At 64.3% G+C, this 23,031-nt stretch carries 21 protein-coding genes; 10 read left to right on the forward strand and 11 right to left on the reverse strand.

The window, feature by feature from the left end; translation table 11 throughout:
* Window positions 1–207 precede the first annotated feature (207 nt).
* The 3 genes from LB515_RS14830 to LB515_RS14840 all read right to left on the reverse strand — a co-directional run bounded on the left by LB515_RS14830 (window position 208) and on the right by LB515_RS14840 (window position 3,611).
* The gene (locus LB515_RS14830) at window positions 208–603 is read right to left on the reverse strand and encodes a DUF4345 family protein (RefSeq protein ID WP_224547371.1); all 396 of its coding nucleotides are present in this window, start codon (window positions 601–603) and stop codon (window positions 208–210) included.
* Window positions 604–698: 95 nt separating this feature from the next.
* Complete coding sequence (locus tag LB515_RS14835) at window positions 699–1,394, reverse strand: aspartate/glutamate racemase family protein (RefSeq protein ID WP_224708153.1); 696 nt, start codon at window positions 1,392–1,394, stop codon at window positions 699–701.
* A 33-nt stretch (window positions 1,395–1,427) separates the two neighbouring features.
* Window positions 1,428–3,611, reverse strand: coding sequence for a primosomal protein N' (locus tag LB515_RS14840; RefSeq protein ID WP_224708154.1), 2,184 nt, complete (start codon window positions 3,609–3,611; stop codon window positions 1,428–1,430).
* Window positions 3,612–3,701: 90 nt separating this feature from the next.
* Between LB515_RS14840 and fsa the strand changes: the two genes are divergently transcribed.
* On the forward strand, window positions 3,702–4,358 hold the full coding sequence (gene fsa / locus LB515_RS14845) for a fructose-6-phosphate aldolase (protein WP_224517043.1): 657 nt from the start codon (window positions 3,702–3,704) through the stop codon (window positions 4,356–4,358).
* A gap of 388 nt (window positions 4,359–4,746) precedes the next feature.
* Here the strand turns inward: fsa and lptE are convergent, their stop codons facing one another.
* Together lptE and leuS are read right to left on the reverse strand one after the other, a co-directional pair.
* Window positions 4,747–5,328, reverse strand: a complete 582-nt coding sequence (gene lptE / locus LB515_RS14850) for an LPS assembly lipoprotein LptE (protein WP_224608641.1) — start codon at window positions 5,326–5,328, stop codon at window positions 4,747–4,749.
* Window positions 5,315–7,942: a leucine--tRNA ligase gene (gene leuS, locus LB515_RS14855; RefSeq protein ID WP_224708155.1), complete on the reverse strand. Its 2,628-nt coding sequence runs from the start codon at window positions 7,940–7,942 to the stop codon at window positions 5,315–5,317. Before leuS ends, lptE begins: the two co-directional genes overlap by 14 nt.
* A 288-nt stretch (window positions 7,943–8,230) precedes the next feature.
* On the opposite strand from leuS, the gene LB515_RS14860 reads away from it, so the two are divergent.
* The 4 genes from LB515_RS14860 to LB515_RS14875 all read left to right on the forward strand — a co-directional run bounded on the left by LB515_RS14860 (window position 8,231) and on the right by LB515_RS14875 (window position 10,813).
* Entirely contained in the window at window positions 8,231–8,893 is a 663-nt protein-coding gene (locus tag LB515_RS14860) for a YggS family pyridoxal phosphate-dependent enzyme (RefSeq protein ID WP_095769738.1), read from the forward strand.
* A gap of 86 nt (window positions 8,894–8,979) precedes the next feature.
* The gene (locus tag LB515_RS14865; RefSeq protein ID WP_112128570.1) at window positions 8,980–9,234 is read left to right on the forward strand and encodes a type II toxin-antitoxin system Phd/YefM family antitoxin; all 255 of its coding nucleotides are present in this window, start codon (window positions 8,980–8,982) and stop codon (window positions 9,232–9,234) included.
* Window positions 9,234–9,635: a type II toxin-antitoxin system VapC family toxin gene (locus LB515_RS14870; protein WP_224708156.1), complete on the forward strand. Its 402-nt coding sequence runs from the start codon at window positions 9,234–9,236 to the stop codon at window positions 9,633–9,635. The genes LB515_RS14865 and LB515_RS14870 overlap by 1 nt, the downstream gene beginning before the upstream one ends.
* A 128-nt stretch (window positions 9,636–9,763) precedes the next feature.
* Complete coding sequence (locus LB515_RS14875) at window positions 9,764–10,813, forward strand: aldo/keto reductase (RefSeq protein WP_224708157.1); 1,050 nt, start codon at window positions 9,764–9,766, stop codon at window positions 10,811–10,813.
* Window positions 10,814–10,871: 58 nt separating this feature from the next.
* Here the strand turns inward: LB515_RS14875 and LB515_RS14880 are convergent, their stop codons facing one another.
* Complete coding sequence (locus tag LB515_RS14880; RefSeq protein ID WP_224708158.1) at window positions 10,872–11,777, reverse strand: LysR family transcriptional regulator; 906 nt, start codon at window positions 11,775–11,777, stop codon at window positions 10,872–10,874.
* Between the two features lie 120 nt (window positions 11,778–11,897).
* Between LB515_RS14880 and LB515_RS14885 the strand changes: the two genes are divergently transcribed.
* Entirely contained in the window at window positions 11,898–13,085 is a 1,188-nt protein-coding gene (locus LB515_RS14885; RefSeq protein WP_224708159.1) for an MFS transporter, read from the forward strand.
* A 38-nt stretch (window positions 13,086–13,123) separates the two neighbouring features.
* Window positions 13,124–14,158 carry an aldo/keto reductase gene (locus LB515_RS14890; protein ID WP_224708160.1) on the forward strand — a complete coding sequence of 345 codons (1,035 nt, stop codon included), beginning with the start codon at window positions 13,124–13,126 and terminating at the stop codon, window positions 14,156–14,158.
* 58 nt (window positions 14,159–14,216) lie between these two features.
* Here LB515_RS14890 and LB515_RS14895 read toward each other — a convergent pair whose 3' ends face one another.
* Window positions 14,217–14,489: an usg protein gene (locus LB515_RS14895; protein WP_095769745.1), complete on the reverse strand. Its 273-nt coding sequence runs from the start codon at window positions 14,487–14,489 to the stop codon at window positions 14,217–14,219.
* 302 nt (window positions 14,490–14,791) lie between these two features.
* Here LB515_RS14895 and acs point away from each other — a divergent pair, with 302 nt between their 5' ends.
* The gene (acs, locus tag LB515_RS14900; RefSeq protein WP_224708161.1) at window positions 14,792–16,747 is read left to right on the forward strand and encodes an acetate--CoA ligase; all 1,956 of its coding nucleotides are present in this window, start codon (window positions 14,792–14,794) and stop codon (window positions 16,745–16,747) included.
* Entirely contained in the window at window positions 16,747–17,514 is a 768-nt protein-coding gene (locus LB515_RS14905; protein WP_224708162.1) for an MOSC domain-containing protein, read from the forward strand. The genes acs and LB515_RS14905 overlap by 1 nt, the downstream gene beginning before the upstream one ends.
* Before the next feature lie 12 nt (window positions 17,515–17,526).
* On the opposite strand, the gene LB515_RS14910 is transcribed toward LB515_RS14905, so the two are convergent.
* The 3 genes from LB515_RS14910 to LB515_RS14920 all read right to left on the reverse strand — a co-directional run bounded on the left by LB515_RS14910 (window position 17,527) and on the right by LB515_RS14920 (window position 21,917).
* A complete protein-coding gene (locus tag LB515_RS14910) occupies window positions 17,527–18,795 on the reverse strand; it encodes an SAM-dependent methyltransferase (protein ID WP_224708163.1) in 1,269 nt (422 codons plus the stop codon).
* 403 nt (window positions 18,796–19,198) lie between these two features.
* Complete coding sequence (locus tag LB515_RS14915) at window positions 19,199–20,614, reverse strand: pilus assembly protein (protein ID WP_224708164.1); 1,416 nt, start codon at window positions 20,612–20,614, stop codon at window positions 19,199–19,201.
* 433 nt (window positions 20,615–21,047) lie between these two features.
* The gene (locus LB515_RS14920; RefSeq protein ID WP_095769748.1) at window positions 21,048–21,917 is read right to left on the reverse strand and encodes a transglutaminase-like domain-containing protein; all 870 of its coding nucleotides are present in this window, start codon (window positions 21,915–21,917) and stop codon (window positions 21,048–21,050) included.
* Window positions 21,918–22,089: 172 nt separating this feature from the next.
* On the opposite strand from LB515_RS14920, the gene LB515_RS14925 reads away from it, so the two are divergent.
* Window positions 22,090–22,755 carry an HAD-IA family hydrolase gene (locus LB515_RS14925; protein WP_224708165.1) on the forward strand — a complete coding sequence of 222 codons (666 nt, stop codon included), beginning with the start codon at window positions 22,090–22,092 and terminating at the stop codon, window positions 22,753–22,755.
* On the opposite strand, the gene LB515_RS14930 is transcribed toward LB515_RS14925, so the two are convergent.
* Entirely contained in the window at window positions 22,752–22,973 is a 222-nt protein-coding gene (locus tag LB515_RS14930; RefSeq protein WP_140841867.1) for a DUF1674 domain-containing protein, read from the reverse strand. The genes LB515_RS14925 and LB515_RS14930 overlap by 4 nt on opposite strands.
* Between the last annotated feature and the right edge of the window lie 58 nt (window positions 22,974–23,031).

The raw sequence follows: 23,031 nt of genomic DNA on the forward strand, positions 1-23,031 counted from the left end.
CGCAGATTGTTGGCGCGAGCGAAAACTCTGGCTAAATCTTTGACCTTACTGCATTTTTCCAAGCACGGAGGCGCGGCTTCCGCTATCCCCGGTCGAAAGTCGATTGCCGTCTAGCACAGGCTTTTTAAGACCGCAATGCATCGTCCGGCATGGTTTTCAGGCACTTTTGTCGCATCAGGCGGCGAAGGCCAACCCCAAGCGCCGAATTCACGGTACAAAGCCGAAGGCAAAGGCCAGCGGCAGCGCCGCCAGCGCCAATTCAACCACGATCGACACCCAGTTGAAAGGGGTGTTGGCGCCGTCCGACATCATCGACAGAAGCCGGCCGAAGGCGGTGAACAGCCAGGAGAAGCCCAGCGCCATGTAAAGCAGCGGCTGCGCCAGAAGAATGCAGCACAGGCTGACGCCGAGATAAAAGCCCGACATGCGGCCGCGTCCCTCGGCGATCGCCGCCGCTTTCTCGGGCCTTGGCTGCAGGCGCAGCACACGAAACGCAAGCGCCGGCGCCAGGAACAGGAACAGGCCGAGCGCCAAGGTCACGACGGCGCTCGACCAGGCCAGCCACTCACCCTGGCTGGCGGGCCACGGAAACGCGAAGTCCATAAAATCCCCCTCTTATTTCTTGTTCTGAAACGGCGGCATTCTAGCCAGGGAATGAAGGCGCGCCAGAGGACGGCGGGCACATTAGGTGCCGCGCATCAGGCGAGCGCGAAATCGACCGCGGCCGCGGCATGGATGCGCGTCGTGTCGAAGACCGGAATGTCGAAATCGCCCTGGCCGATCAACATGGTGATCTCGGTGCATCCCATGATGACGCCGTCCACCCGGTCAATGCGCCGCATCCGGCCGATCTCGTCGAGATAGGCGGATTTCGATTCGGGCCTGACGATGCCCTGGCAGAGCTCGTCATAGATCACCCGATGCACCATGTCGCGGCCGCCCTGGTCGGGCACGATCGGCTGCAGGCCGTATTTCTCCGCGAGCCGTCCCTTGTAGAAATCCTGCTCCATGGTGAAGCGTGTCGCCAGCAGCGCCGGCCGCTTCACGCCGGCATCGAGGACGGCATGCGCCGTGGCGTCGGCGATGTGGATGAGCGGGATCGATATGGCGGCCTGCACCGCGTCGGCGAGCTTGTGCATGGTGTTGGTGCAGATCACCAGGCCCTCGGCCCCGCCCGCCTCCAGCTTGCGCGCGGCTTCCACCAGAAGAGCGCCGGCGCCTTCCCAGTCGCCGGCATGCTGGCGTTCGGCGATCTCGGCGAAATCGAACGACCGCAGCAACAGCTTGGCCGAATGCAGCCCGCCCAGCCGCTCGCACACGATCTCGTTGAGCAGGCGGTAATAGATCGCGGTCGATTCGCAACTCATGCCGCCGAGAAGGCCGAGGGTTTTCATAAACGACCACTCCGTTGGGGCTGTCTCTCCCGGTTATAAGAAGCTCTGCGGGTCGATGTCGACCTGCACCCTGACCGAGCCGCGCAGCTTCGGTCCATTCGCCAACATGGCCCGAACAAAGCCTTGCATGTCCGCGCGCCGTTCGCCTTGCACCAACAGCCGGAATCGGTGACGGCCGCCGATCAGCGACAAGGGCGCCTCGGCCGGGCCGAGCACGAAGAGGTCGGTAGCCTGCGGCGCCGCGCGCCTTAGCCCCCGTGCATGGCTTTCCGCCTCGCCGCGTGTCGCGGCGCTGACGATGATGCCGGCGAGCCGGCCGAAGGGCGGCAGCGCCGCCCGCTCGCGCTCGGCGATCTCGCGCTCATAAAAGGCTTCCGAATCGCCCGAGACGATCGCGCGCATCACCGGATGGTCCGGCTGGTAGGTCTGCAGGAGGCCGAGGCTCTTCTTGCCGGTGCGGCCGGCGCGCCCCGTCACCTGGCTGAGCAGTTGGAAGGTGCGCTCGGCGGCGCGCGGATCGCCATTGGCCAATCCCAGATCCGCATCGACCACGCCGACCAGCGTCATGCCGGGAAAATTATGACCCTTGGCGACCAGCTGCGTGCCAATGACGATATCGGCCTCGCCACTGGCGACGGCCTCGAGCTCGAGCCTGAGCCGGCGCACGCCGCCCAGAAGATCGGACGACAGCACGATGGTGCGGGCATCGGGAAAATGCCCGACCACTTCCTCGGCGATGCGCTCGACGCCTGGGCCGCATGCCACCAGATGGTCGAGCGTGCCGCATTCCGGGCAGGCTTCCGGCCGCCGCTCGTTATGGCCGCAATGATGGCAGACGAGCTGGCCGCGAAACCGGTGCTCGACCAGCCAGGCCGAGCAGACCGGGCAGCCGAAGCGGTGGCCGCAGACGCGGCAGAGCGTCAGCGGCGCATAACCGCGCCTGTTGAGGAAGAGCAGCGACTGCTCTTTCCTCTCCAGCGTGCGCTGCATCTGCTCCAGCAAGACCGGCGACAGGAAGCCGCCGCGCGCCGGCGGGGAACGCCGCATGTCGATCGACTTGAGGTCGGGAAGCGCTGCCTCGGCGAAACGCGACGACAGCACGGCCCGATCGTAGCGGCCCTGGCTGGCATTGACCCGGCTTTCCACCGAGGGCGTCGCCGAAGCGAGCACGACCGGGAAAGCACCGATATGGCCGCGTACCACCGCCATGTCGCGCGCATTGTAGAAGACGCGGTCTTCCTGCTTGTAGGCGGGATCGTGCTCCTCGTCGACGACGATCAGGCCGAGTTCCTTGAACGGCAGGAACAGCGCCGAACGCGCGCCGGCGACGACGCGCACGCCGCCTTCCGCAATCTGGCGCCAGACGCGTTCGCGCATCCGCGGCGGCAGGTCGGAATGCCATTCCGCCGGCTTGGCGCCGAACCGGTCCTGGAAACGTTCCAGGAAGGCGTGCGTCAGCGCGATTTCCGGCAACAGGATCAGCACCTGTCTGCCCTTGTCGAGCGCCGCTGCCACCGCTTCGAAATAGACTTCCGTCTTGCCGGAGCCGGTGACGCCGTCGAGCAGCGTGACGTTAAAGCCATCGGCGGCGACCGCGGCGCGCAGCTTGTCCGCCGCCGCTTTCTGGTCAGGCATCAATTCCGGCACGGCATGAGAAGGATCGGGCGCCGCCACCACCGGACGCGGCGGGATCATCACCGTCTCGAACACGCCCTGCGCCCGCAACCCGTCGATGACGGTCGAGGAGACGCCAGCGGCGTGCGCCAGCCCAGAGCGCGTCCAGGCAAGGCCGCCTTCGGCCGTCTCCAACACGCGCCGCCGCGCGTCGGTCAACCGGTCCGGTTCGGCCAGCGTGCGCTGCAGCCCTTCGATCCACGGCTCGGGGTCGAAAGCCTCGGGCGCGCGCAGCAGCATACGGGCCACCATGCCGGGGGCAGAGAGCGTGTATTGCGCGATCCAGTCGACGAAGCGGCGCATCGCCCTGTCGATCGGCGGGCAGTCGAACACCTCCTCGATCGGCCGCAATTTCTTCGTATCGACGGTTTCGACGGCGCCGTCCCAGACGATGCCCGCGACCTGGCGCGGCCCGAGCGGCACGCGCACGATCGAGCCCGGCACCACGCGCATGCCCGGCGGCACGGCATAGGTATAGGGCCGTTCGGCGGGCATTGGCACCAGCACGGGCGCGGCTGCGACAAAGGGCGAATCTTCGATCATCGGGCGTGACCTTGCCCCGACTTTGCTCTAGATCAAAGGGGACCCTCGCATCTGCCTGGCTGGCGCCCGGCAATCCCCAAGGAGACCGCCATGAAATTTTTTGTCGACACCGCTGACATCAAGGAAATCAAGGAGCTCAACGATCTGGGGCTGCTCGACGGAGTCACCACCAACCCCTCGCTGATCCTGAAATCGGGTGGCAAGATTTCCGAAGTCACCAAGCAGATCTGCGACATCGTCGAAGGCCCGGTCTCGGCCGAGGTCGTGGCGACCGAATACAAGGACATGATGGCCGAGGCCGAGGTGTTGGCCAAGATCGCGCCGAACGTGGCCATCAAGGTGCCGCTGACGCTGGACGGCCTCAAGGCCTGCAAGACCATCCGCACCGAGATGAACCGCATGGTCAACGTGACGCTCTGCTTCTCGGCCAACCAGGCGTTGCTGGCCGCCAAGGCCGGCGCCTCCTTCATCTCGCCTTTCGTCGGCCGCATCGACGACACCGGCTCGGACGGCATGGAGCTGATCTCGGAAATCCGCACCATCTACGACAATTACGATTTCAAGACCGAGATCCTGACCGCCTCGGTGCGCACGGTGAACCACGTCAAGCAGGCCGCGCTGATCGGCGCCGACATCGTCACCGCGCCGCCGGCCACGCTGAAGGCGCTGGTCAATCATCCGCTGACCGATAAGGGCCTCGCCGCCTTCCTCGCCGACTGGGCGAAGACCGGCCAGAAGATCGGCTGAGGCCGGAGCAATTCCAGGAAAAGTGTAACAATTTTCCGTCCGGGAATTGCGCAAGGCAAAAAGCAACTGAGTAGCAAAGAAGGCCGGGCAACCGGCCTTTTTTTCGTGGCAAAGCGCCTATGCCTTGCCAGGTCACCTGGCTCGGCGATTGGCCGGAACGCCCATCGCGATCGTCATCCACGGGCGGAGCAAGGAGCGAAGCGACGCGCGCAGACCCGAGGATCCATTCCGTGACATACGAGCGTCGCAACGGTGCAGAATTCTGCTCCGCCGCACCTTCAGGCCGAGGTAACGGAATGGATCCTAGGGTCTACGCGACGCCGCTTCGCGGCTGCTCCGCCCTAGGATGACGAAGTTCGGAAGGCTTCAGCCAATCTCCGGCGAGGAACTAGGCCTTTTTGCCGTGCCTGGCCAAATCCTGAGCAATGGAAAGACGCAGCAGATCGGCAAGCTCACGCGCAGCGCGGTTCTCCGCATCGATCTGCGCACGATAGGCCGCGAATTCCTGGCGCGGCCGGTCGAAGGACGAGGGGATCGAGCGCTTGCCGACGGCAATCACCGTGTTGGTCGCGGTGTCCCTGAGCACGTAGTTGGCGGTCAGCGTGACCGTGCCCGCCGTCGGCTCGTCTTCCTGGGTCTGCACCTGCACGATGGCCGCCGATTCGACGAGCTCGGTGACGCCGAGATCGAGCGTGTAGGCCGGCGCGGCCGGCTCGCCCGAGCCTTGCCCGAAGGCGAAGATCAGATTGTTGCGCACCTGCTGCGCGTAGCGCGTGTTGACCGGCTTGATCGAGATCGAGGCGAGCTCGGCGGATGCGCTGAGCTGCGATCCGGGCGACAGCGGCTGGCTGGAATAGAGCGGCCGCACGGTGCAGGCCGAAACCAGCGCAAGCGCGGCGACCATGCCGCAGACCGCCAGGCGGCCGCGCAGGCGGACCGGTTGTGACTTCACCGGATCAGGCAACGACATTGACGATCCTCTGCGGGACGATGATCACCTTGCGCGGAGCCTTACCTTCCAGTGCTTTTTGCACGAAGTCGAGAGCCAGCACCGCTTTTTCGACGGCACCTTGATCCGCGTCGCGGGCAATTGTCAAATCCCCGCGCTTCTTGCCGTTGACCTGCACCGGCAGCACGATCTCGTTGTCGACGACAAGGGCCGGGTCGTAGACCGGCCAGGGCCGCTCGGCGACCATTTCGGCGCCGCCCAGCTCCTGCCAGCATTCCTCCGCCAGATGCGGCATGACCGGCGCGATGATGTGCACCAGGATTTCCACCGCCTCGCGGCAAGCGCCCTTCAGCGCGTCGTCGGCCTTGCCTTCGGCAACGTCGGCCAGCGGCGCGGCCAGCACATTGGCGAGCTCGTAGATGCGGGCGATCGCGCGGTTGAAGCCGAGCTTCTCGATGTCCTCGCCAACCGCCTTCAGGATCTTGTGCGCGGCCTTGGAAACCACGCCCGCCTCGCCATCCTTCGCCGCCGCGGGCTTGATGCCGGGCAGAGATTCGGCCGCGATCTGCACCAGGCGCCAGATGCGCTGCACGAAGCGGTGCGCGCCGGCCGCGCCCTCGTCGGTCCATTCGACGTCGCGCTCCGGCGGCGAGTCCGACAGCATGAACCAGCGTGCCGTGTCGGCGCCGTAACCGTCGGTGATCTCTTCCGGGCTCACCGTGTTCTTCTTCGACTTCGACATTTTCTCCAGCGCGCCGATCGTCGCCTCCTCGCCGGTGGCGATCTCGACGGCACGGCGCTTGCCGCCCACGTCCTCGATCCTGACCTCGCCCGGCGACAGCCAGCGTCCGTTGTTGGACGGGCCACCGACGCGGTAGGTCTCGTGCACCACCATGCCCTGCGTGAAAAGGCCCTTGAACGGCTCCGCCAGGTTCAGGTGACCGGTCTCGCGCATGGCGCGCGTGAAGAAGCGCGAATAGAGCAGATGCAGGATCGCGTGCTCGATGCCGCCGATATACTGGTCTACCGCCAGCCATTCGTCGGCCGCTTTCGGCTCGGTCGGCTCGTTTGCCCACGGCGCGGTGAAGCGCGCGAAATACCAGGACGAATCGACGAAGGTGTCCATCGTGTCGGTCTCGCGCCGCGCATCGCGGCCGCATTGCGGGCATTTCACATGCCGCCATGTCGGATGACGGTCGAGCGGGTTGCCTGGGCGGTCGAACTCGATGTCGTCGGGCAGCTTGACCGGCAGGTCGGCCTTCGGCACCGGCACGACGCCGCAGGCTTCGCAATGGATCATCGGGATCGGGCAGCCCCAATAGCGCTGGCGCGAAATGCCCCAGTCGCGCAGGCGGAAATTCACCTTGCGCTCCGCCATCGGCCGGCCGCCGATGCTTTTCTGCTCCAGGAGCTTGGCCACTTCATCGAACGCCCTCTCGGGCTTCATGCCGTCAAGGAAGCGCGAATTGATCATCACGCCGTCGCCGTCATAGGCCTCCTCGATGATCTGGAAGCTCCCCTGGTTTTCGCCTTCCGGCATAACCACCGGGATCACCGGCAGGCCGTATTTGTTGGCGAAGTCGAGGTCGCGCTGATCGCCCGACGGGCAGCCGAAAATGGCGCCGGTGCCGTATTCCATCAGCACGAAATTGGCGACATAGACCGGCAGCGTCCAATTCTCGTCGAACGGATGGACGACGCGGATGCCGGTGTCGAAACCCTTCTTTTCGGCCGTCTCGAGCGCCGCCACCGAGGTGCCCATGTGGCGGACCTCGTCGATGAACTTCGCCAGCTCGACATTGTTCTCGGCGGCTTTTCTCGCCAGCGGATGGTCGGCGGCGACCGCCATGAAGGAGGCGCCGAAGATGGTGTCCGGCCTGGTCGTGTAGACTTCCAACTCATGTGTGTCGCCAACCGGTGCCGCCAGCGGCCAGCGGATCAGCAGCCCTTCCGAGCGGCCGATCCAGTTGTGCTGCATCAGCTTGACCTTTTCCGGCCACTCTTCGAGTCCGTTGAGCGAGTCCAGCAGGTCCTGCGCGAAGTCGGTGATCTTGAAGAACCACTGCGTCAGCTCGCGCTGCTCGACCAGCGCGCCCGAGCGCCAGCCGCGGCCGTCGATGACCTGCTCGTTGGCGAGCACCGTCATATCCTCCGGGTCCCAGTTGACCTTGGAGGATTTGCGCGTCACCAAGCCCTTCTCGACGAAGTCGAGGAACAGCATCTGCTGGCGGTGGTAATAGTCGACGTCGCAGGTCGCGAACTCGCGCGCCCAGTCGAGCGACAGGCCCATCATCTTGAGCTGCTCACGCATGACCGCGATGTTTTCGTAGGTCCAGTCCTTGGGATGGACCTTGTTCTGCATGGCGGCGTTTTCGGCCGGCATGCCGAACGCGTCCCAGCCCATCGGGTGCAGCACGTTGAAACCCTTGGCGCGTTTGTAGCGCGCCACCACGTCGCCCATCGTGTAGTTGCGGGTGTGGCCGATATGGATCTTGCCCGATGGATAGGGGAACATCTCGAGCACGTAGTATTTCGGCTTCGGGTCGTCGTTGCGGGCCTCGAACAGCTTCTTTTCGGCCCAGGCCTTCTGCCATTTGGGCTCTGACGTGCGCGGATTGTATCGTTCGGTTGCCATCGGATGTTTTTCACTTAAAAGCAGGTGCGCGGTGCTGGATTAAGGCGTGTCGATATTCAGGTCAGGCCGAGCCGAAAATGGCGGGTTCCGAGAACCGGAGCGAAGCGTACTTAAGTACGTGAGCACCGGAAGCGCAGGAAACCGGCATTTGCAGGCCGGCATCACCTGAATATCGACACGCCTAGGCCGGCAGCCGAGACAATGTCGTCGCGGTGTTCACCATGGATTGCCGGACCCGTCAACTGCGGCGAGCCGGCCGACCATGAAAACTATAGGCAGGATAGTGGCATGACGAACGCCGTAGAGCAGCTTCACGCGGTCAGGGCGAAGATCGCGAACGCCGAGCGCGAGGCGAAGCGAGCGCCCGGCGCCGTCACGCTTGTGGCGGTGTCGAAGACCTTCGCGGCCGAGGACATCCGCCCCGTCATCGAGGCAGGCCAGCGCGTCTTCGGCGAGAACCGCGTGCAGGAAGCGCAAGGCAAATGGCCGGCGCTGAAGGCGGCATTCGCTGATATCGAGCTGCACCTGATTGGCCCGCTGCAATCCAACAAGGCCAAGGAAGCGGTGGCGCTTTTCGATATCATCGAGACGGTCGACCGTGAGAAGATCGCCGCCGAGCTTTCAAAAGAAATGGCGCGGCAGGGCCGGGCGCCGAAACTCTATGTCCAGGTCAACACCGGCTCCGAGCCGCAAAAGGCCGGCATCGAGCCGCGCGAGGCGGTCGCTTTCGTCAAACGCTGCCGCGACATGCACGGTCTCGCCATCGAAGGCCTGATGTGCATCCCGCCGGCCGATGAAAACCCCGGCCCGCATTTCGCGCTGCTGGAAAAGCTCGCCCGCGAGGCCGGTGTCGCGAAGCTCTCGATGGGCATGTCCGGCGATTACGAGACCGCCATCGCCTTCGGCGCGACCAGCGTCAGGGTCGGGTCGGCAATCTTCGGCAACCGGTGACGCCGTCACCCGCTATCTTTCCGTGGGGTTGATTGATGATCCGCTGCCGCCACGCTATATCTAGCCAAGCTAGCTAGGAGCTGCGGATGAACTGGCATCTTCAGGACGCGAAGAACAATTTTTCAAAAGTGGTCCAGCGCGCGCGAACAGAAGGGCCGCAGACCGTGACGCTTCGCGGCGAACGGGCTGCGGTCGTGCTGTCCGCCGAGGACTACGACCGCTTGGCCGGGAAGAAGAAATCGCTCGCCGAATATCTTCTGACCGGCCCCGGCTGGGACGATGAGTTTGATAAGGAAATCACCCGCCGCTCGGATACGATGATCCGGGACGTCGACCTCTGATGTATCTGCTCGATACGAACGTTGTTTCAGACGCGCAGAGGCGACTGCCGAAACCAACCGCCTGGCTGGCTTCGGTTGATCCGACCTCGATCAGTCTCAGTGTGATCACCATTGGTGAGATCGAACGTGGGATCGTCAAGCAGCGCAAGACCGACCCCGACAGGGCAGCGCGGCTTGACGTCTGGCTGCGGGAACTGCGCCGAGACAATGCGGACCGCATCCTGGCGATCACGGAAGAGGTCGCCCTCGCGTGGGGCCGTATCACGGCCGGACATACGCGAGGGAACGCCGACACCCTCATTGCGGCAACCGCCCTCGTGCACGACCTGATCCTGGTCACTCGAAACGTGGCCGACTTCGAAGGCATGGGCGTGACGGTCGTCAATCCTTGGGAAGTCTGACGTTTCAAGATCCGCTGATTGGCAACTTCACATCAAGTTGACCACCGCGCTTGCGCCAGAACTTGAAACGAAACGGACCGTTCCTATTTGCTTGGTGCATATTCACTCCTTTCTCGGGGAATCTCACCATGCGTTATAATCAGCTCGGCAACACCGGCCTGTTCGTTTCCGAACTCTGCCTCGGCACCATGACATTCGGCGCCGCCGGCGAGAATGCCCAATGGGGCCTGATCGCCAGTCTCGACCAGAAGGGCGTCAACGAGATCGTCGGCCGCTCGATCGCCGCCGGCGTCAATTTCTTCGACACCGCGGATGTCTATTCCTTCGGCCAGTCCGAGCAGCTGCTGGGACAGTCGCTCAAGGATCTCGGCGTGAAACGTTCGGACGTTATCATCGCCACCAAGGTGCATGGCGCCATGGGCAACGGGCCGAACGAGCGCGGCTCCTCGCGCGGTCACATCATGGATTCGGTCGACGGCAGCCTTACGCGGCTGCAGCTCGACCATATTGATCTATACCAGCTGCACGGCACCGACACGGTCACGCCGATCGACGAGACGTTGCGCGCGCTCGACGACCTCGTCGCCAGCGGCAAGGTCCGTTACGTCGGCGTCTCCAACTGGCAGGCCTGGCGCATCGCCAAGGCGCTGGGCATCGCGGAGCGCAAAGGTTATGCCCGCTTCGAGACTATCCAATCCTACTACTCGATCGCCGGCCGCGATCTCGAGCGTGAGATCGTGCCGCTGATCAACGAGGAAAAGCTCGGCCTGATGGTCTGGTCGCCGATGGCCGGCGGCCTGCTTTCCGGCAAATACGGCCCCGGAGCACCCGGCAATGGCGAGGGCCGGCGCGCTTCCTTCAATTTCCCGCCGGTCAATGAGGACCGCGCCTGGGCCGCGGTTGCGGTCATGCGCGAGGTCGCCAGGAAGCACGATGTCAGCGTCGCCACGGTGGCGTTGGGCTATGTGCTGGCCAAACCTTTTGTGATGAGCGTCCTCATCGGTGCCAGCCGCATGGACCAGCTCGAGCAGAACCTCGCCGCAACCGGCTTGAAGCTCGACGCCGACGACCTCGCCAGGCTCGACGAGGTAAGCGCACTGCCTGCCGAGTATCCCGGCTGGATGCTGGAGCGGCAAGGCGCCGGCCGGCGTCCCGCGCCGTTCGTGCCGAAGGCGTAATTCCGCTCGGGCAGACAGGTCGGAGCCGCGTGCCATTGGCGCGCGGCTCTTTCCTCATTCACAGACGAACGGTTTCCGCGAGAAAATCGAGGAACGCTCGGACGCGGGCCGGCAGATGCTTGCCCTGACCGACATAGACGGCATGCGTCGGCTCCTCGTCGCCGGGATTGAACTCCTCAAGCAACGGCACGAGCAGCCCAGCGGCGATATCGGGTTCGACATGCCAGCGCGCCAGCCGGGCTATGCCGGCCCCTGCCAGCGTCGTTCGCCGCATCGCTTCGCCGTCGGTCAGCGACATGTTTCCGACAATCGGCATGATGATCGATTTGCCTGTCGCATCGACAAACGGCCAGCCCTCTATGTGCCTGGCGAAGCCGAAGGCCAGCATGTTGTGGCGAGCGAGATCGGACAATGCGCGTGGCCTGCCGCGCGCTGCAAGATACGCAGGCGACGCGACCAGGACCATCCGGCTCTGGCCGAGCTTGCGCGCAATCAGGCGTGACTCGCGCAGCGGCCCGGCGCGGATGGCGACATCGGCGCGCTCTTCCAGAAGGTCGATGACACTGTCGGTCAGCACGGCTTCGACGAAAATCTCGGGATAAATTTCCAGGAAGCGCGGCAACAGCGGCATCAGCCTGTGCTGGCCGAACGGCACATAGGAGTTGGCCCTCAGCCTGCCGCGCGGCGCAGCACCTGCCGCCGCTTCGCGCTCGGCCGCGTCGAGATCGGCGAGGATGCGCAGGCCGCTGTCATGGAAGGCAGCCCCTTCCGGCGTCAGCTGCAGCTTGCGCGTCGAGCGGCTGATCAGCCGCGCGCCAAGCCGCGCCTCCAGCCGCGCGATCAGCTTGCTCACCGCCGACGGCGTCATCCGCAGCGCCCGCGCCGCGGCCGAGAAGCTGCCCGCCTCGACGACGCGGACGAACACTTCGATCTCGCCGGAGCGGTTGATGTCGGGTCTCGCCATTCGTGAATCTATTTCACAGAAAATATGCCCGATGCAAGGCTGGTTCACAACCTGGCGGATCACGATCTTCCGGTCCGGGCGCGGGATGTACGCGTCCTCCAGCACAAACGGACGATCGCCATGCCTCTTGCCCTTTATGCCCTTACCGCCGGCGCCTTCGGCATCGGCGTCACCGAATTCGTCACCATGGGCCTGCTGCTTGATGTCAGCGCCGATCTCGGCGTCTCGATCTCGGCCGCGGGCCTGCTCATCTCCGGCTATGCGCTGGGCGTCGTCGTCGGCGCGCCGCTGCTTGGCGCCTTGACCGGACGCCTGCCGCGCAAGACCCTGCTGCTTGCCCTGATGGTGGTCTTCACCGTCGGCAACCTCGCTTGCGCGCTGGCGCCCGACTACTGGACGCTGATGGCGGCGCGTGTGCTGACCGCCTTCGCCCATGCCTCCTTCTTCGGCGTCGGCTCCGTCGTCGCGACCGGCCTTGTCGCGCCCAACCGGAAGGCCTCGGCCATCGCGCTGATGTTCACCGGCCTTACCGTCGCCAACATCCTCGGCGTGCCCTTCGGCACCTGGCTTGGCCAGGCCTATGGCTGGCGTTCGAGCTTCCTGGCCGTCACACTTGTCGGCGTCATCGCCTTTGCCGTGATCGCGCTGCTGGTGCCGCGCGACCAACCCGCCACCATGGAGGAAGAGGAGACCTCCGAAGGCGCGCTCGCCGTGCTCGGCCGCCGGCCGGTGCTGCTCGGCCTGTTGACCACGGTGCTGAGCTGGGTCGGCGTCTTTGCGGCCTTCACCTATCTGGCGCCCATCCTCACCCGCGTCACCGGCTTTTCCGAGGCAGCCGTGTCGCCGATCCTGCTGGTTTTCGGCGGTGGCCTGGTGGCGGGCAATCTGCTTGGCGGGCGCCTTGCCGACCGCCATCTGGTGCCGACGGTTATCGGCACGCTGGTCGCACTGTCGGCGATGCTGTTCGTCATGGCCGCGGCGATCCACCAGCCGGTGGCAGCGATTGTCGCCGTCGGTCTGCTCGGTACCGCCGCCTTCGCCACCGTCGCGCCGCTGCAGATGTGGGTGCTGGAGAAGGCCAAGGGCGCCGGCCAGGGCCTGGCCTCCTCCTTCAACATCGCCGCCTTCAATCTCGGCAACGCCATCGGCGCCTGGCTTGGCGGCTTCGTCATCGACCACGGTCCCGGCCTCGGCGCCGTTCCTCTTGTCGCCGGCCTGGTGCCGCTCGCCGCGCTCGGCGTCGTGTTCATCGCGCTGCGTCTCGAACGCGGCCGGGCGATCGGCAGGCCGGTCACCGCGCAGTGCTGAGCGCTGACTCCCTTCGACATCCAATCAGGAGAAAAAAGATGGACTATCGACCTCTCGGCGCCTCCGGCCTGAAAGTGCCCGCGCTTTCCTTCGGCGCCGGAACTTTTGGTGGCTCTGGCCCGCTGTTCGGCCACTGGGGCAACAGCGACGCGAAGGAAGCGCGCCGGCTGGTCGACATCTGCCTGGAGGCGGGCGTCAACCTCTTCGACACGGCCGATGTCTATTCGAACGGCGCTTCGGAGGAGGTGCTGGGCGAGGCCATCAAGAGCCGCCGCGACGCGGTCCTGATCTCGACCAAGACCGCGCTGCCGATGGGCGATGGCCCGGCCGACTGGGGCTCGTCCCGCTCGCGCCTGATTCGCTCCGTCGATGCGGCGCTGAAGCGCCTCGGCACGGATTATATCGACTTGCTTCAGCTCCACGCCTTCGACGCCTCGACGCCGGTCGAGGAGGTGCTGTCGACGCTGGATCACCTCGTGCGCTCCGGCAAGCTGCGCTATGTCGGCGTCTCCAATTTCTCCGGCTGGCAGGTGATGAAATCGCTCGGCCTGGCGGAAAAGCACGGCTATCCGCGCTATGTCGCGCATCAGGTTTATTATTCGCTGGTCGGGCGCGACTATGAATGGGAGCTGATGCCGCTCGGCCTCGACCAGGGCGTCGGCGCCTTGGTATGGAGCCCGCTCGGCTGGGGTCGGCTCACCGGCAAGATCCGCCGCGGCCAGCCCTTGCCGGAGAAGAGCCGGCTGCACGGCACCGCCGATTTCGGCCCGCCGGTCGAGGACGAGCAGCTTTTCAAGGTGATCGATGCGCTGGAAGCGGTCGCCGCCGAGGCCGGCAAGACCGTGCCGCAGGTCGCCATCAACTGGCTCCTGCAGCGGCCGACCGTGTCATCGGTGATCATCGGCGCGCGCAACGAGGAGCAGCTGCGCCAGAATCTCGGCGCCGTCGGCTGGGCGTTGACGGCGGAGCAGATCGCGGCGCTCGATGAAGCAAGCGCGGTGACGGCGCCTTACCCGTACTTCCCCTATCGCCGCCAGGAAGGCTTCGCCCGGTTGAACCCGCCGGCGGTGTGAAGCTAGCGCTGAAACTGCCAATCTCCCCCTTGCGGGGGAGATCAGCTGTACCGCCGCCTCAGTGCACCCGAAACTCCCCATCCACCTTCCGCCACTCGTTCGGCGCGATCAGCTTCTGATGCGTGTAGGTGACCGAATGCAGCGGGCCGTCGAGCTTGGTCTTCCAGAACTCGATGAAGCGGATCAGCACCGGGAATTCCGGAGCTAGGTCATAGTCCTGCCAGACATAGCTTTGCAGCAGGTGCGGGTGATCGGGGTAATGATAAAGGATCTTAGCCGTAGTCAGCCCGTATCCCCTGAGCATCAGATCCATTTCGGAATTGTCGCGCATTGCGTTTCCTTGGTTGATTCTCCTTCCTCCCAACGCTGAATTGAGCCCACGGTTGCTTAACTGTCTATGGATTTCTTCGAGACTCTGCAAAATTTTTGTCGTTAAAACAGGCGGTTAGCAGCCGCGAAGCGAGAGTGCTAATGGCTGTTCCAATTGCCCCTGCGTCATCCCGCCACGCGAATCCAACGTCTAATGTTGCCGTCAACGCGGAACTGTTAATAATGCCCGCGAATTCGCGGCCGCTTCGCTGCGATGGCGCCGGCGGCGCAAGCCGGTGGATGGTTTGGGAGGAAAGCAAAGAAATGTCCGATGTGCATGTCCACCGCGTCCAGCCGGCGTGGAAGAAGAACGCGTTGATCGACAACGACACCTATCTCAAATGGTATGCCGACAGCGTGAAAAATCCGGATAAGTTCTGGGGCAAGCACGGCAAGCGCATCGATTGGTTCAAGCCTTTCACCAAGGTCAAGAACACCTCCTTCGACGGCAAGGTCTCGATCAAGTGGTTCGAGGACGGCCAGACCAACGTTTCCTACAATTGCATCGACCGGCATTTGAAGAAGCGCGGCGACCAGACCGCCATCATCTGGGAAGGCGACAACCCCTATGACGACCGCAAGGTCACCTATAATGAGCTCTACGCGCATGTCTGCCGCTTCGCCAACGTGCTGAAGAAGCATGGCGTCAAGAAGGGCGACCGCGTCACCATCTACATGCCGATGATTCCGGAAGCGGCCTATGCCATGCTCGCCTGCACGCGTATCGGCGCGATCCATTCGGTCGTGTTCGGCGGCTTCTCGCCCGATGCGCTGGCCGGCCGTATCGACGACTGTAAATCGACCATCGTGATCACCGCTGACGAGGGCCTGCGCGGCGGCAAGCCGATCCCGCTCAAGGACAACACCGACAAGGCGATCGACATCGCCGCCAAGGCCGGCACCAAGGTCGAAAAGGTCGTGGTGGTGCGCCGCACCGGCGGCAAGACCGGCTGGGTGCCGGGACGCGACGTCTGGTACCATGAAGAGGCGCAGACCGTTAAGACCGACTGCAAGCCGGAAAAGATGAAGGCAGAAGACCCGCTTTTCATCCTCTACACCTCCGGCTCGACCGGCAAGCCGAAGGGCGTGCTGCACACCACCGCCGGCTATCTCGTCTATGTCTCGATGACGCACCAATATGTCTTCGACTACCATGATGGAGACATCTACTGGTGCACGGCCGATGTCGGCTGGGTCACCGGCCACAGCTACATCGTCTACGGGCCTTTGGCCAATGGCGCCACGACGCTGATGTTCGAGGGCGTGCCGAACTACCCCTCGCAGTCGCGCTTCTGGGAAGTGATCGACAAGCACCAGGTCAACATCTTTTACACCGCGCCGACGGCGCTGCGCGCGCTGATGGGCGCCGGCGACAGCCATGTGAAGAAGACCTCGCGCAAGTCGCTGCGCGTGCTGGGTTCGGTCGGCGAGCCGATCAATCCGGAAGCCTGGGAGTGGTATTACAACGTCGTCGGCAACGCCAAGGTGCCGATCGTCGACACCTGGTGGCAGACCGAGACCGGCGGCATCATGATCACGCCGCTGCCCGGTGCCACCGACCTCAAGGCCGGCTCCGCCACGCGGCCCTTCTTCGGCGTCCAGCCGCAGCTGGTCGACGGCGAAGGCAAGGTGCTGGACGGCGCCACCGACGGCAATCTCTGCATCGCCGATTCCTGGCCGGGCCAGATGCGCACAGTGTATGGCGACCACGACCGCTTCGTGCAGACCTATTTCTCGACCTACAAGGGCAAATATTTCACCGGCGACGGCTGCCGGCGCGACGCTGACGGCTACTACTGGATCACCGGCCGCGTCGACGATGTTATCAACGTTTCCGGCCACCGCATGGGCACGGCCGAGGTGGAATCGGCCCTGGTCAGCCATGACAAGGTGTCGGAAGCCGCCGTCGTCGGCTACCCGCACGACATCAAGGGCCAGGGCATCTATTGCTATGTCACGCTGATGGCCGGCACCCAATCGAGCGAGGAATTGCGCAAGGAGCTGGTTGCGCATGTCCGCAAGGAGATCGGCGCCATCGCCACGCCCGACAAGATCCAGTTCGCGCCGGGCCTGCCGAAGACCCGTTCGGGCAAAATCATGCGGCGCATCCTGCGCAAGATCGCCGAGGACGATTTCGGCGCGCTCGGCGACACCTCGACGCTGGCCGATCCGGCCGTGGTCGACGATCTCGTCGCCAACCGGCAGAACAAGAAGGGCTGATGACCGGCAAGGCAATCCTCGGCACGGTCAGCCAGCTCTGGCGCTATCCGGCGAGCTCGCTCGCCGGCGAGCGTCGTGACGCCATCTCCGTCGGGCTGAGGACCGTCGACGGCGACCGGCTGTTCGGACTGGTCGACGCTTCCGACGGCGAGATCGCCAGGCCCGACCGCGAAGCCAGATGGCACAAGGTGCCGCTGATCCGCACCAGGCTGAGCGAGGCCCCGGTGAATAGGGAATGGCGGCTCGAAGTGGCGGTGCCCGGTGGCGAATGGCTGTCGGCGCCGGATCCTGAAAGCGATCGCGCGGTATCGGCCTTTCTCGGCTTCGAGGCCTCGATCCGGCCGTTCGGCGCGCAGAACGCGGCGCCCGGCTACGCCGGCCCGCTGACCGAGGCCCGCTATCTCAAGGCGCCGATCCATCTGCTCACCACCGCCTCGCTGGCCAGGCTGAAGGCGCTGCATCCCGAAGGCGTGCCCGATCCGCGCCGCTTCCGGCCCAACATCGTTGTCGAGATGGACCCGGTCGAAGGCGCCTTTCCGGAGACGCAATGGATCGGCAGGAAGCTCGCGGTCGGCGATCTGCTGCTCACCGTCTCCGAACCCTGCCGCCGCTGCGGCTTCACCATCATCGCCCAGGACGGTTTCGACACCGATCCCGGCATCCTGCGCAATTTGGTACGCCATAACGCTCACAATCTCGGCGTCTACTGCACGGTCGACCGGCCGGCACGGATCGAGCTCGGCGCGCCGATGCGCTTGATGGACTGAAGGGGGTCGGGTCTACCGGTACAAATCCGCCCGTGTCGGCGGCAGGCCGCTCGGGCCGCGGGCGCGCCTGGTGGCGACGGTCTGGAAAATCTGCGCCGAGGCGCGCTCGAAGGTGATCGAGCAACCCGTCAGATAGAGCAGCCACAGCCGCGCCTTGGGCTCGCCGACCTCGGCGACCGCCTCGTCGAAGCGCGCATGCAGGCGCTCCGCCCAAAGGCGGCAGGTTTGCGCATAATGCTCGCGCAGGTTTTCCACGTCATAGACCAGGAAGCCGTGCGCCTCGAGATTGCCGAGCGTCATGCCGATCGTGTCGAGCTCGCCGCCGGGAAAGATGTATTTGATCAGGGCCTTGTATTCCGGCCCCTTGCGCAGGGTCTTCTTCAGGTCGCCCTTGCTGCGCCGGGTGATGGCGTGGTGCAGATAGATGCCGCCGGGTTTCAGCAGGCGGTGGACAGTCGAGAAATAGGCAGCGTGGTTGGCGATCCCCAAATGCTCGAACATGCCGATCGACGAGATCTTGTCGAAGCTGCCGGAGAGCTCGGCATAGGACTTTATCTCGATGGTGATGCGATCCTGCAGCCCCTCGGCGCGAATGCGCTCGCGGGCAAGCTCGGTCTGGGCCTGCGACAACGAGACGCCGTGGCCGACGACGCCGTAATGTTTCGCCGCATGGATCAGCATCGCGCCCCAGCCGCAGCCGATGTCGAGCAACGTTTCGCCCGGCTTCAGCCTGAGCTTGCGGCAGATATGGTCGAGCTTGTCGATCTGCGCCTGGTCGATGCCGTTGGCGAAATCCCTGAAATAGCCACAGCTGTAGACCATGCGCTCGTCGAGGAAGAGCCGATAGAAGGCGTTCGAAATGTCGTAATGGTGCTGGATCGCCTCCTTGTTCGACCCGCTGACATAAGGGTTGCGGCCGGAAAGATCGCTGCGCGCCGTCATTTGTTTGCGCGAGAAAAGTACCGCCGGCAGGTCGCGCAAAATCGCCAGCTTCGGCAGCGATCTGAGCTTCGTCTTGAGCTTGCCTTGCGAAGGCAGCGCGTAGAAATCGAACAGCGTGCCTTCTTCGATGTCGATGGTCTTGGAAATCCACATCTCGACCAGCGTCGAGAAGCGCGGCCGGCGAAGCAATTGCCAGACGATATCCTGGTCGTTGATGGTGAGCACCGGACCGCCGGCGGGACCGATGCGCTCGCCGGTCCAGAGCTTGACCGCGAAACCCGGTTTCAGCGTCTCGACGACCGTTCGTGCGATCCGCGCGGCTTTGTCGGCGGCGTCCATTCTCACCTCCCGATGCGTCGAATGCGGGCCCTCCCGGGCGCCACTGTCATCCAACTGGCCTGCGTAGCGCAATCCCGATCTGTTGCCCAAAAACACCGCGGGCAGGGATTTCCCGCCTGCCATTCCGTTGCGGCACCTTGCCATTTGCCGCGACGCACCCCATCATCTGTGTGTGTTCAACGAACTGAAAGGAGGTGATCCGATGTCGAGTGATTTCGTTTTCCATAACGTGAGCTCAGCGGATTGCACTTTCGGGAAGCAGTCTTCCCGTTAAGGCGCGAGACGCGCGGCAGGTAGCCCGATGGGGTTGCCGCCGGAAGCCGCGTCATGGACGGAAACACGGAAGGCCGCCGGCTTCGTCAAGAAGCGGCGGCCTTTTCCTTTTTGGGGTCGGCGCTGCAGTTCAGCGGCTGATTGTAAGCTTTTCGATATTACGGCTGATTTCGCCGAAGGCCTGTTTCAATTCGGCGCCGTTGGCGGCCTCGTAGTAATGCTTGAGCGACGAGGTGTCGTCAGTCGCGCAGTTCTTCAACAGGGACGTGGCCTGATCGCGTTCGGTCGCGGACATAGCCGGGTCGTTGAGATCGAAGCCGATGGTGAATATCTCGATGCTGTCGCGTTTCATGTTATCGCAGATGGCTTCGGCATTGGCGCGCGACTTTTGACCTTGATCCTGCGACCGCGACGCGCCGCGTCCGCCGGCAAAGGCGGTGTTGAACTGGCCGTCCGTCATCAGAATGGCGATCTTGGCCACCCTGTTCCGATCGAAGTTGGCCGGGCCGGCACCCAGGCGGGCGCTCGAGATTGCCGTGCGCCAGGATGGCGAGAGCATGTAGTAGCCCCATTGCGCGGCAATGCCGCCTGCGGTCACGCCCCCAGCCTGAAAATGATCGATCGCCGTCAGCAGCTTGTCCTCATCAGCAGTCAGCGGAACCAGGGCAGCCGTAGGGCATAGCGTCATGCGGTAGTCGCGGTTGACTTTGGCCAGATAGATCTTGCCCTGGTTGTCCCGGCGTTGCGTGTAGGGCCCGTCCGATGAATAATCGGCGTAGCCGTCCTTGTCCTTGCGCTCGGTTGCGCAATGATCGGAGACCGTAGTGGAAACCGCCACCGGGGCATCGATCGGCGGCGGCACTTTCGGCCCCGTCTCGGTCTCGACGAAGACGGTATCGGCCAGGCCGCCGGTGTTGACGGCTTCGGCGTAGGGTATGATCGATACCCGAATCCGGGGATCGTTGGGATCCCGGTTTTGATCCAGGAGATCCTTTACCGTCTGTGATGCGGCTGCCTGCAGGTCGCCGATCTTGTTGGTCTTGGTGCGCCAGTCGGGCCTCATCGAACCGGTGACGTCGAGCATCATCGCCACCTCGACGGTCTTGTCTGAATAAAGCGCCATGGTCGAGGCGGTCACGCGGCGCATGGTGCTGGTGCTGAACAGCGGAAAATAGAGGCCGACATCGACATGCGCATCCGCCTGTACGGTGTTGGCCGTCCTGTTGACCGTAAGCTTGTCGAGCACGATCTGGTTGGCCTGCAGGATGCCGGCCGTGCTGTTGGCGTCTAGAAACGCCTGCACCGTTTTGTTGGCATCGGTTTCCGTGATGACGCCGAGGGTGAGATCGCGGGCCGTCGAGGTCACGGCGGCGTCGACGACGCCCTGCAGGCTCGATCTCGCATTGTAGAGTTGCGAGATGTTGACCGCGAATCCCACCCCCAGCGCGAGAACCGATGCGGCAGCTCCGAAAAGTACCGCGAAATTGCCTTCGCGGTTGCGGGCGAAGCCGTCCACCCCACGAACGACACCTCTGAACTGCCGCATCCCTTCCGCCTCCACTGTCCGCGGCACCGTGCCGCTCGGCAGAGGCGTTGCAGGATTTCGGCCGGACGCGGCCGGCAGCCGCCGTAAGGCGATTAACAAGAGGTTAATCCGTTGTTTTTGCTGGCTTTCGGCAAATCTGAAGGTGAACCGGAAGTAAACGAAAATGCCTTGGAAACGCGGCCTTCATGAGCGCTTGCCATAGTCTTGAAGACTGTCGCGGTCGTTCTCTCTTCGGCACAATCGAACTGTGCCGAAGCGGGTCAGCGGCTCCGGTGAAACATGGCGCAGCGCAGGGTCTGTTGAGATTCGGGTCAGGCCGAGTCGAGAAGGGCGGCTTCCGAGAACCGGAGCGGAGCGTACTTAAAGTACGTGAGCACCGGAAGCGCAGGAGGCCGTCCCTCGCAGGCCGGCCTCACCTGAATATCGACAGAACCTACCCCAGCATCTGCGCGCTGGCCGTCCGATCGACGCCGTGATGCGGGGGATTGAAGCGGTTGCCTTCCTGCTCGTAGGTCCAGACCTTGAACAGGGTGAGCCGGTGCGGGCCGAAACTGTGCAGCAGCGGCACGTCGGTGGCGTCGCGGCCGCGGGCGATGACGACGCGGCCGATGCGGGGCCGGTTGTGGCGCGGATCGAACGTGTACCATTTGCCGTCGAGGTAGACTTCCATCCAGGCCGAGAAATCCATCGGCGCCGGATCGGCCGGCACGCCGATATCGCCGAGATAGCCGTTCACATAGCGCGCCGGAATGTTCATGCATCGGCAAAGCGCGATCGCCAGATGCGCGAAATCGCGGCACACCCCGACACGCTCCTCATGCGCCTGGGCCGCCGTGCGTGTGGCGCGCGCATAGCCGTAGCCGAAGGAAAGCCGGCTGTTTACATAATCGACGATCGCCTGGACGCGTGCCCAGCCGGGCGGCAGCTGGCCGAAAAGCTGCCAGGCGGTGTCGCTGAGATGGTCGGTCTCGCAATAGCGGCTGCCGAGCAGATAGACCAGCACATCGTCCGGCAGTTCCGCGACCGGCGTTTCGTGCGCCAGCGTGTTCACCTCGTCGGTCTCGCCGCTGTCCTCGACCGCCGCGTCATAGAGGATGCGGAAGTTGCCTGCCGGCGCCGTGAAACGACGGCAGATATTGCCGTGGCGGTCGCGATAGGTCCGGGTCGGCACCGAGGGCGAGGTCAGAACCCGCGTCTGCCGCTTGATGTCGGCATGGCGGTCCGGATGGATGTCGAGGAGCGAGATGATCGGCGTCACGGCCGCGCATTCGATGGCGATTTCATAGCCGAGCCGGATCAGCATCGCATGCCCCCCTTGGTGATTTTGGAAAGACTGCCCGTTCAACGCCGCGAGCCGGAGCTTGTTCCCGTGCCGGGATGAAATGGTGGGCCTCTCGCCTTCTCAGGCGGTGCCGGCCGGTCTAAACTGGGCTTTGCGTTTCGCCCCTCCCGAAAACGATTCTCCAGGACATTCGATGTTTGCAGGCTCAAAATTCGCCGCCTTCCTGTTCGACATGGACGGCACGGTGCTCAACTCGATCGCCGCGGCGGAACGGGTGTGGGCAAAATGGGCGGAGCGTCACGGCCTCGAGGTGGCGAGCTTCCTGCCCACGATCCATGGCAAGCGCGCGATCGAGACGATCGCGGGACTGAAGCTGCCGGGCGTCGACGCCGTCGCCGAAGCCGATGCGCTGCTCAAGGCCGAGGCGGAGGACCTCGAAGGCATCGTCCCGATTCCTGGTGCCATCGCGTTTCTGCAATCGCTGCCGCCGGAGCGCTGGGCGATCGTCACCTCGGCGCCGCGCGAGCTGGCGCTGCTGCGCATCGAGGCGGCCGGTATTCCGGTTCCCGCCATGATGGTCACGGCGGAAGATGTCACCCATGGCAAGCCGGCGCCGGACTGCTTCCTTTTGGCGGCAAAGCGTCTCGGCGTTGAGGCGCGCGACTGCCTGGTCTTCGAGGATGCGCCGGCGGGCATCGCGGCAGGCGAGGCCTCCGGCGCGTCGGTGGTGGTGATCAGCGCCACGCATGTCCACCCGCTGGTCACGCCGCACCCGACAATCCGTTCCTATGACGAAATCGGCATCGCTACGGACGTCAGTGGCTGGATCGCGCTCGCGCCCGAGCGTGCGGTTGCTTAGAAGTCGGTGGCGAGCCCCTTCACCTCCCAGTCGCCGTAGCGGCCGGGCTCCTTGCCGCCGCGACCGCCGATTTCCTTCGGCAATTGCGCTTCGGCCGCTCGGTAGTTCCGGCGACGCGCTTCGGCTTCGGTCAACGCGCGCTGCGCCGCTGGGGTTAGCGTTTTTTGCGGCTCTTTGGTCGTTGCAACTGCTTCGGTTTTGCTGGGTTCTTCAGTCATGCGATACTCCCGCCGATTGAAACGAAGACCGGCGCCTCCCATCATATAGCCATGACGA

This window comes from Mesorhizobium sp. CA15, assembly GCF_020165215.1.
Taxonomy (GTDB): Bacteria; Pseudomonadota; Alphaproteobacteria; order Rhizobiales; family Rhizobiaceae; genus Mesorhizobium.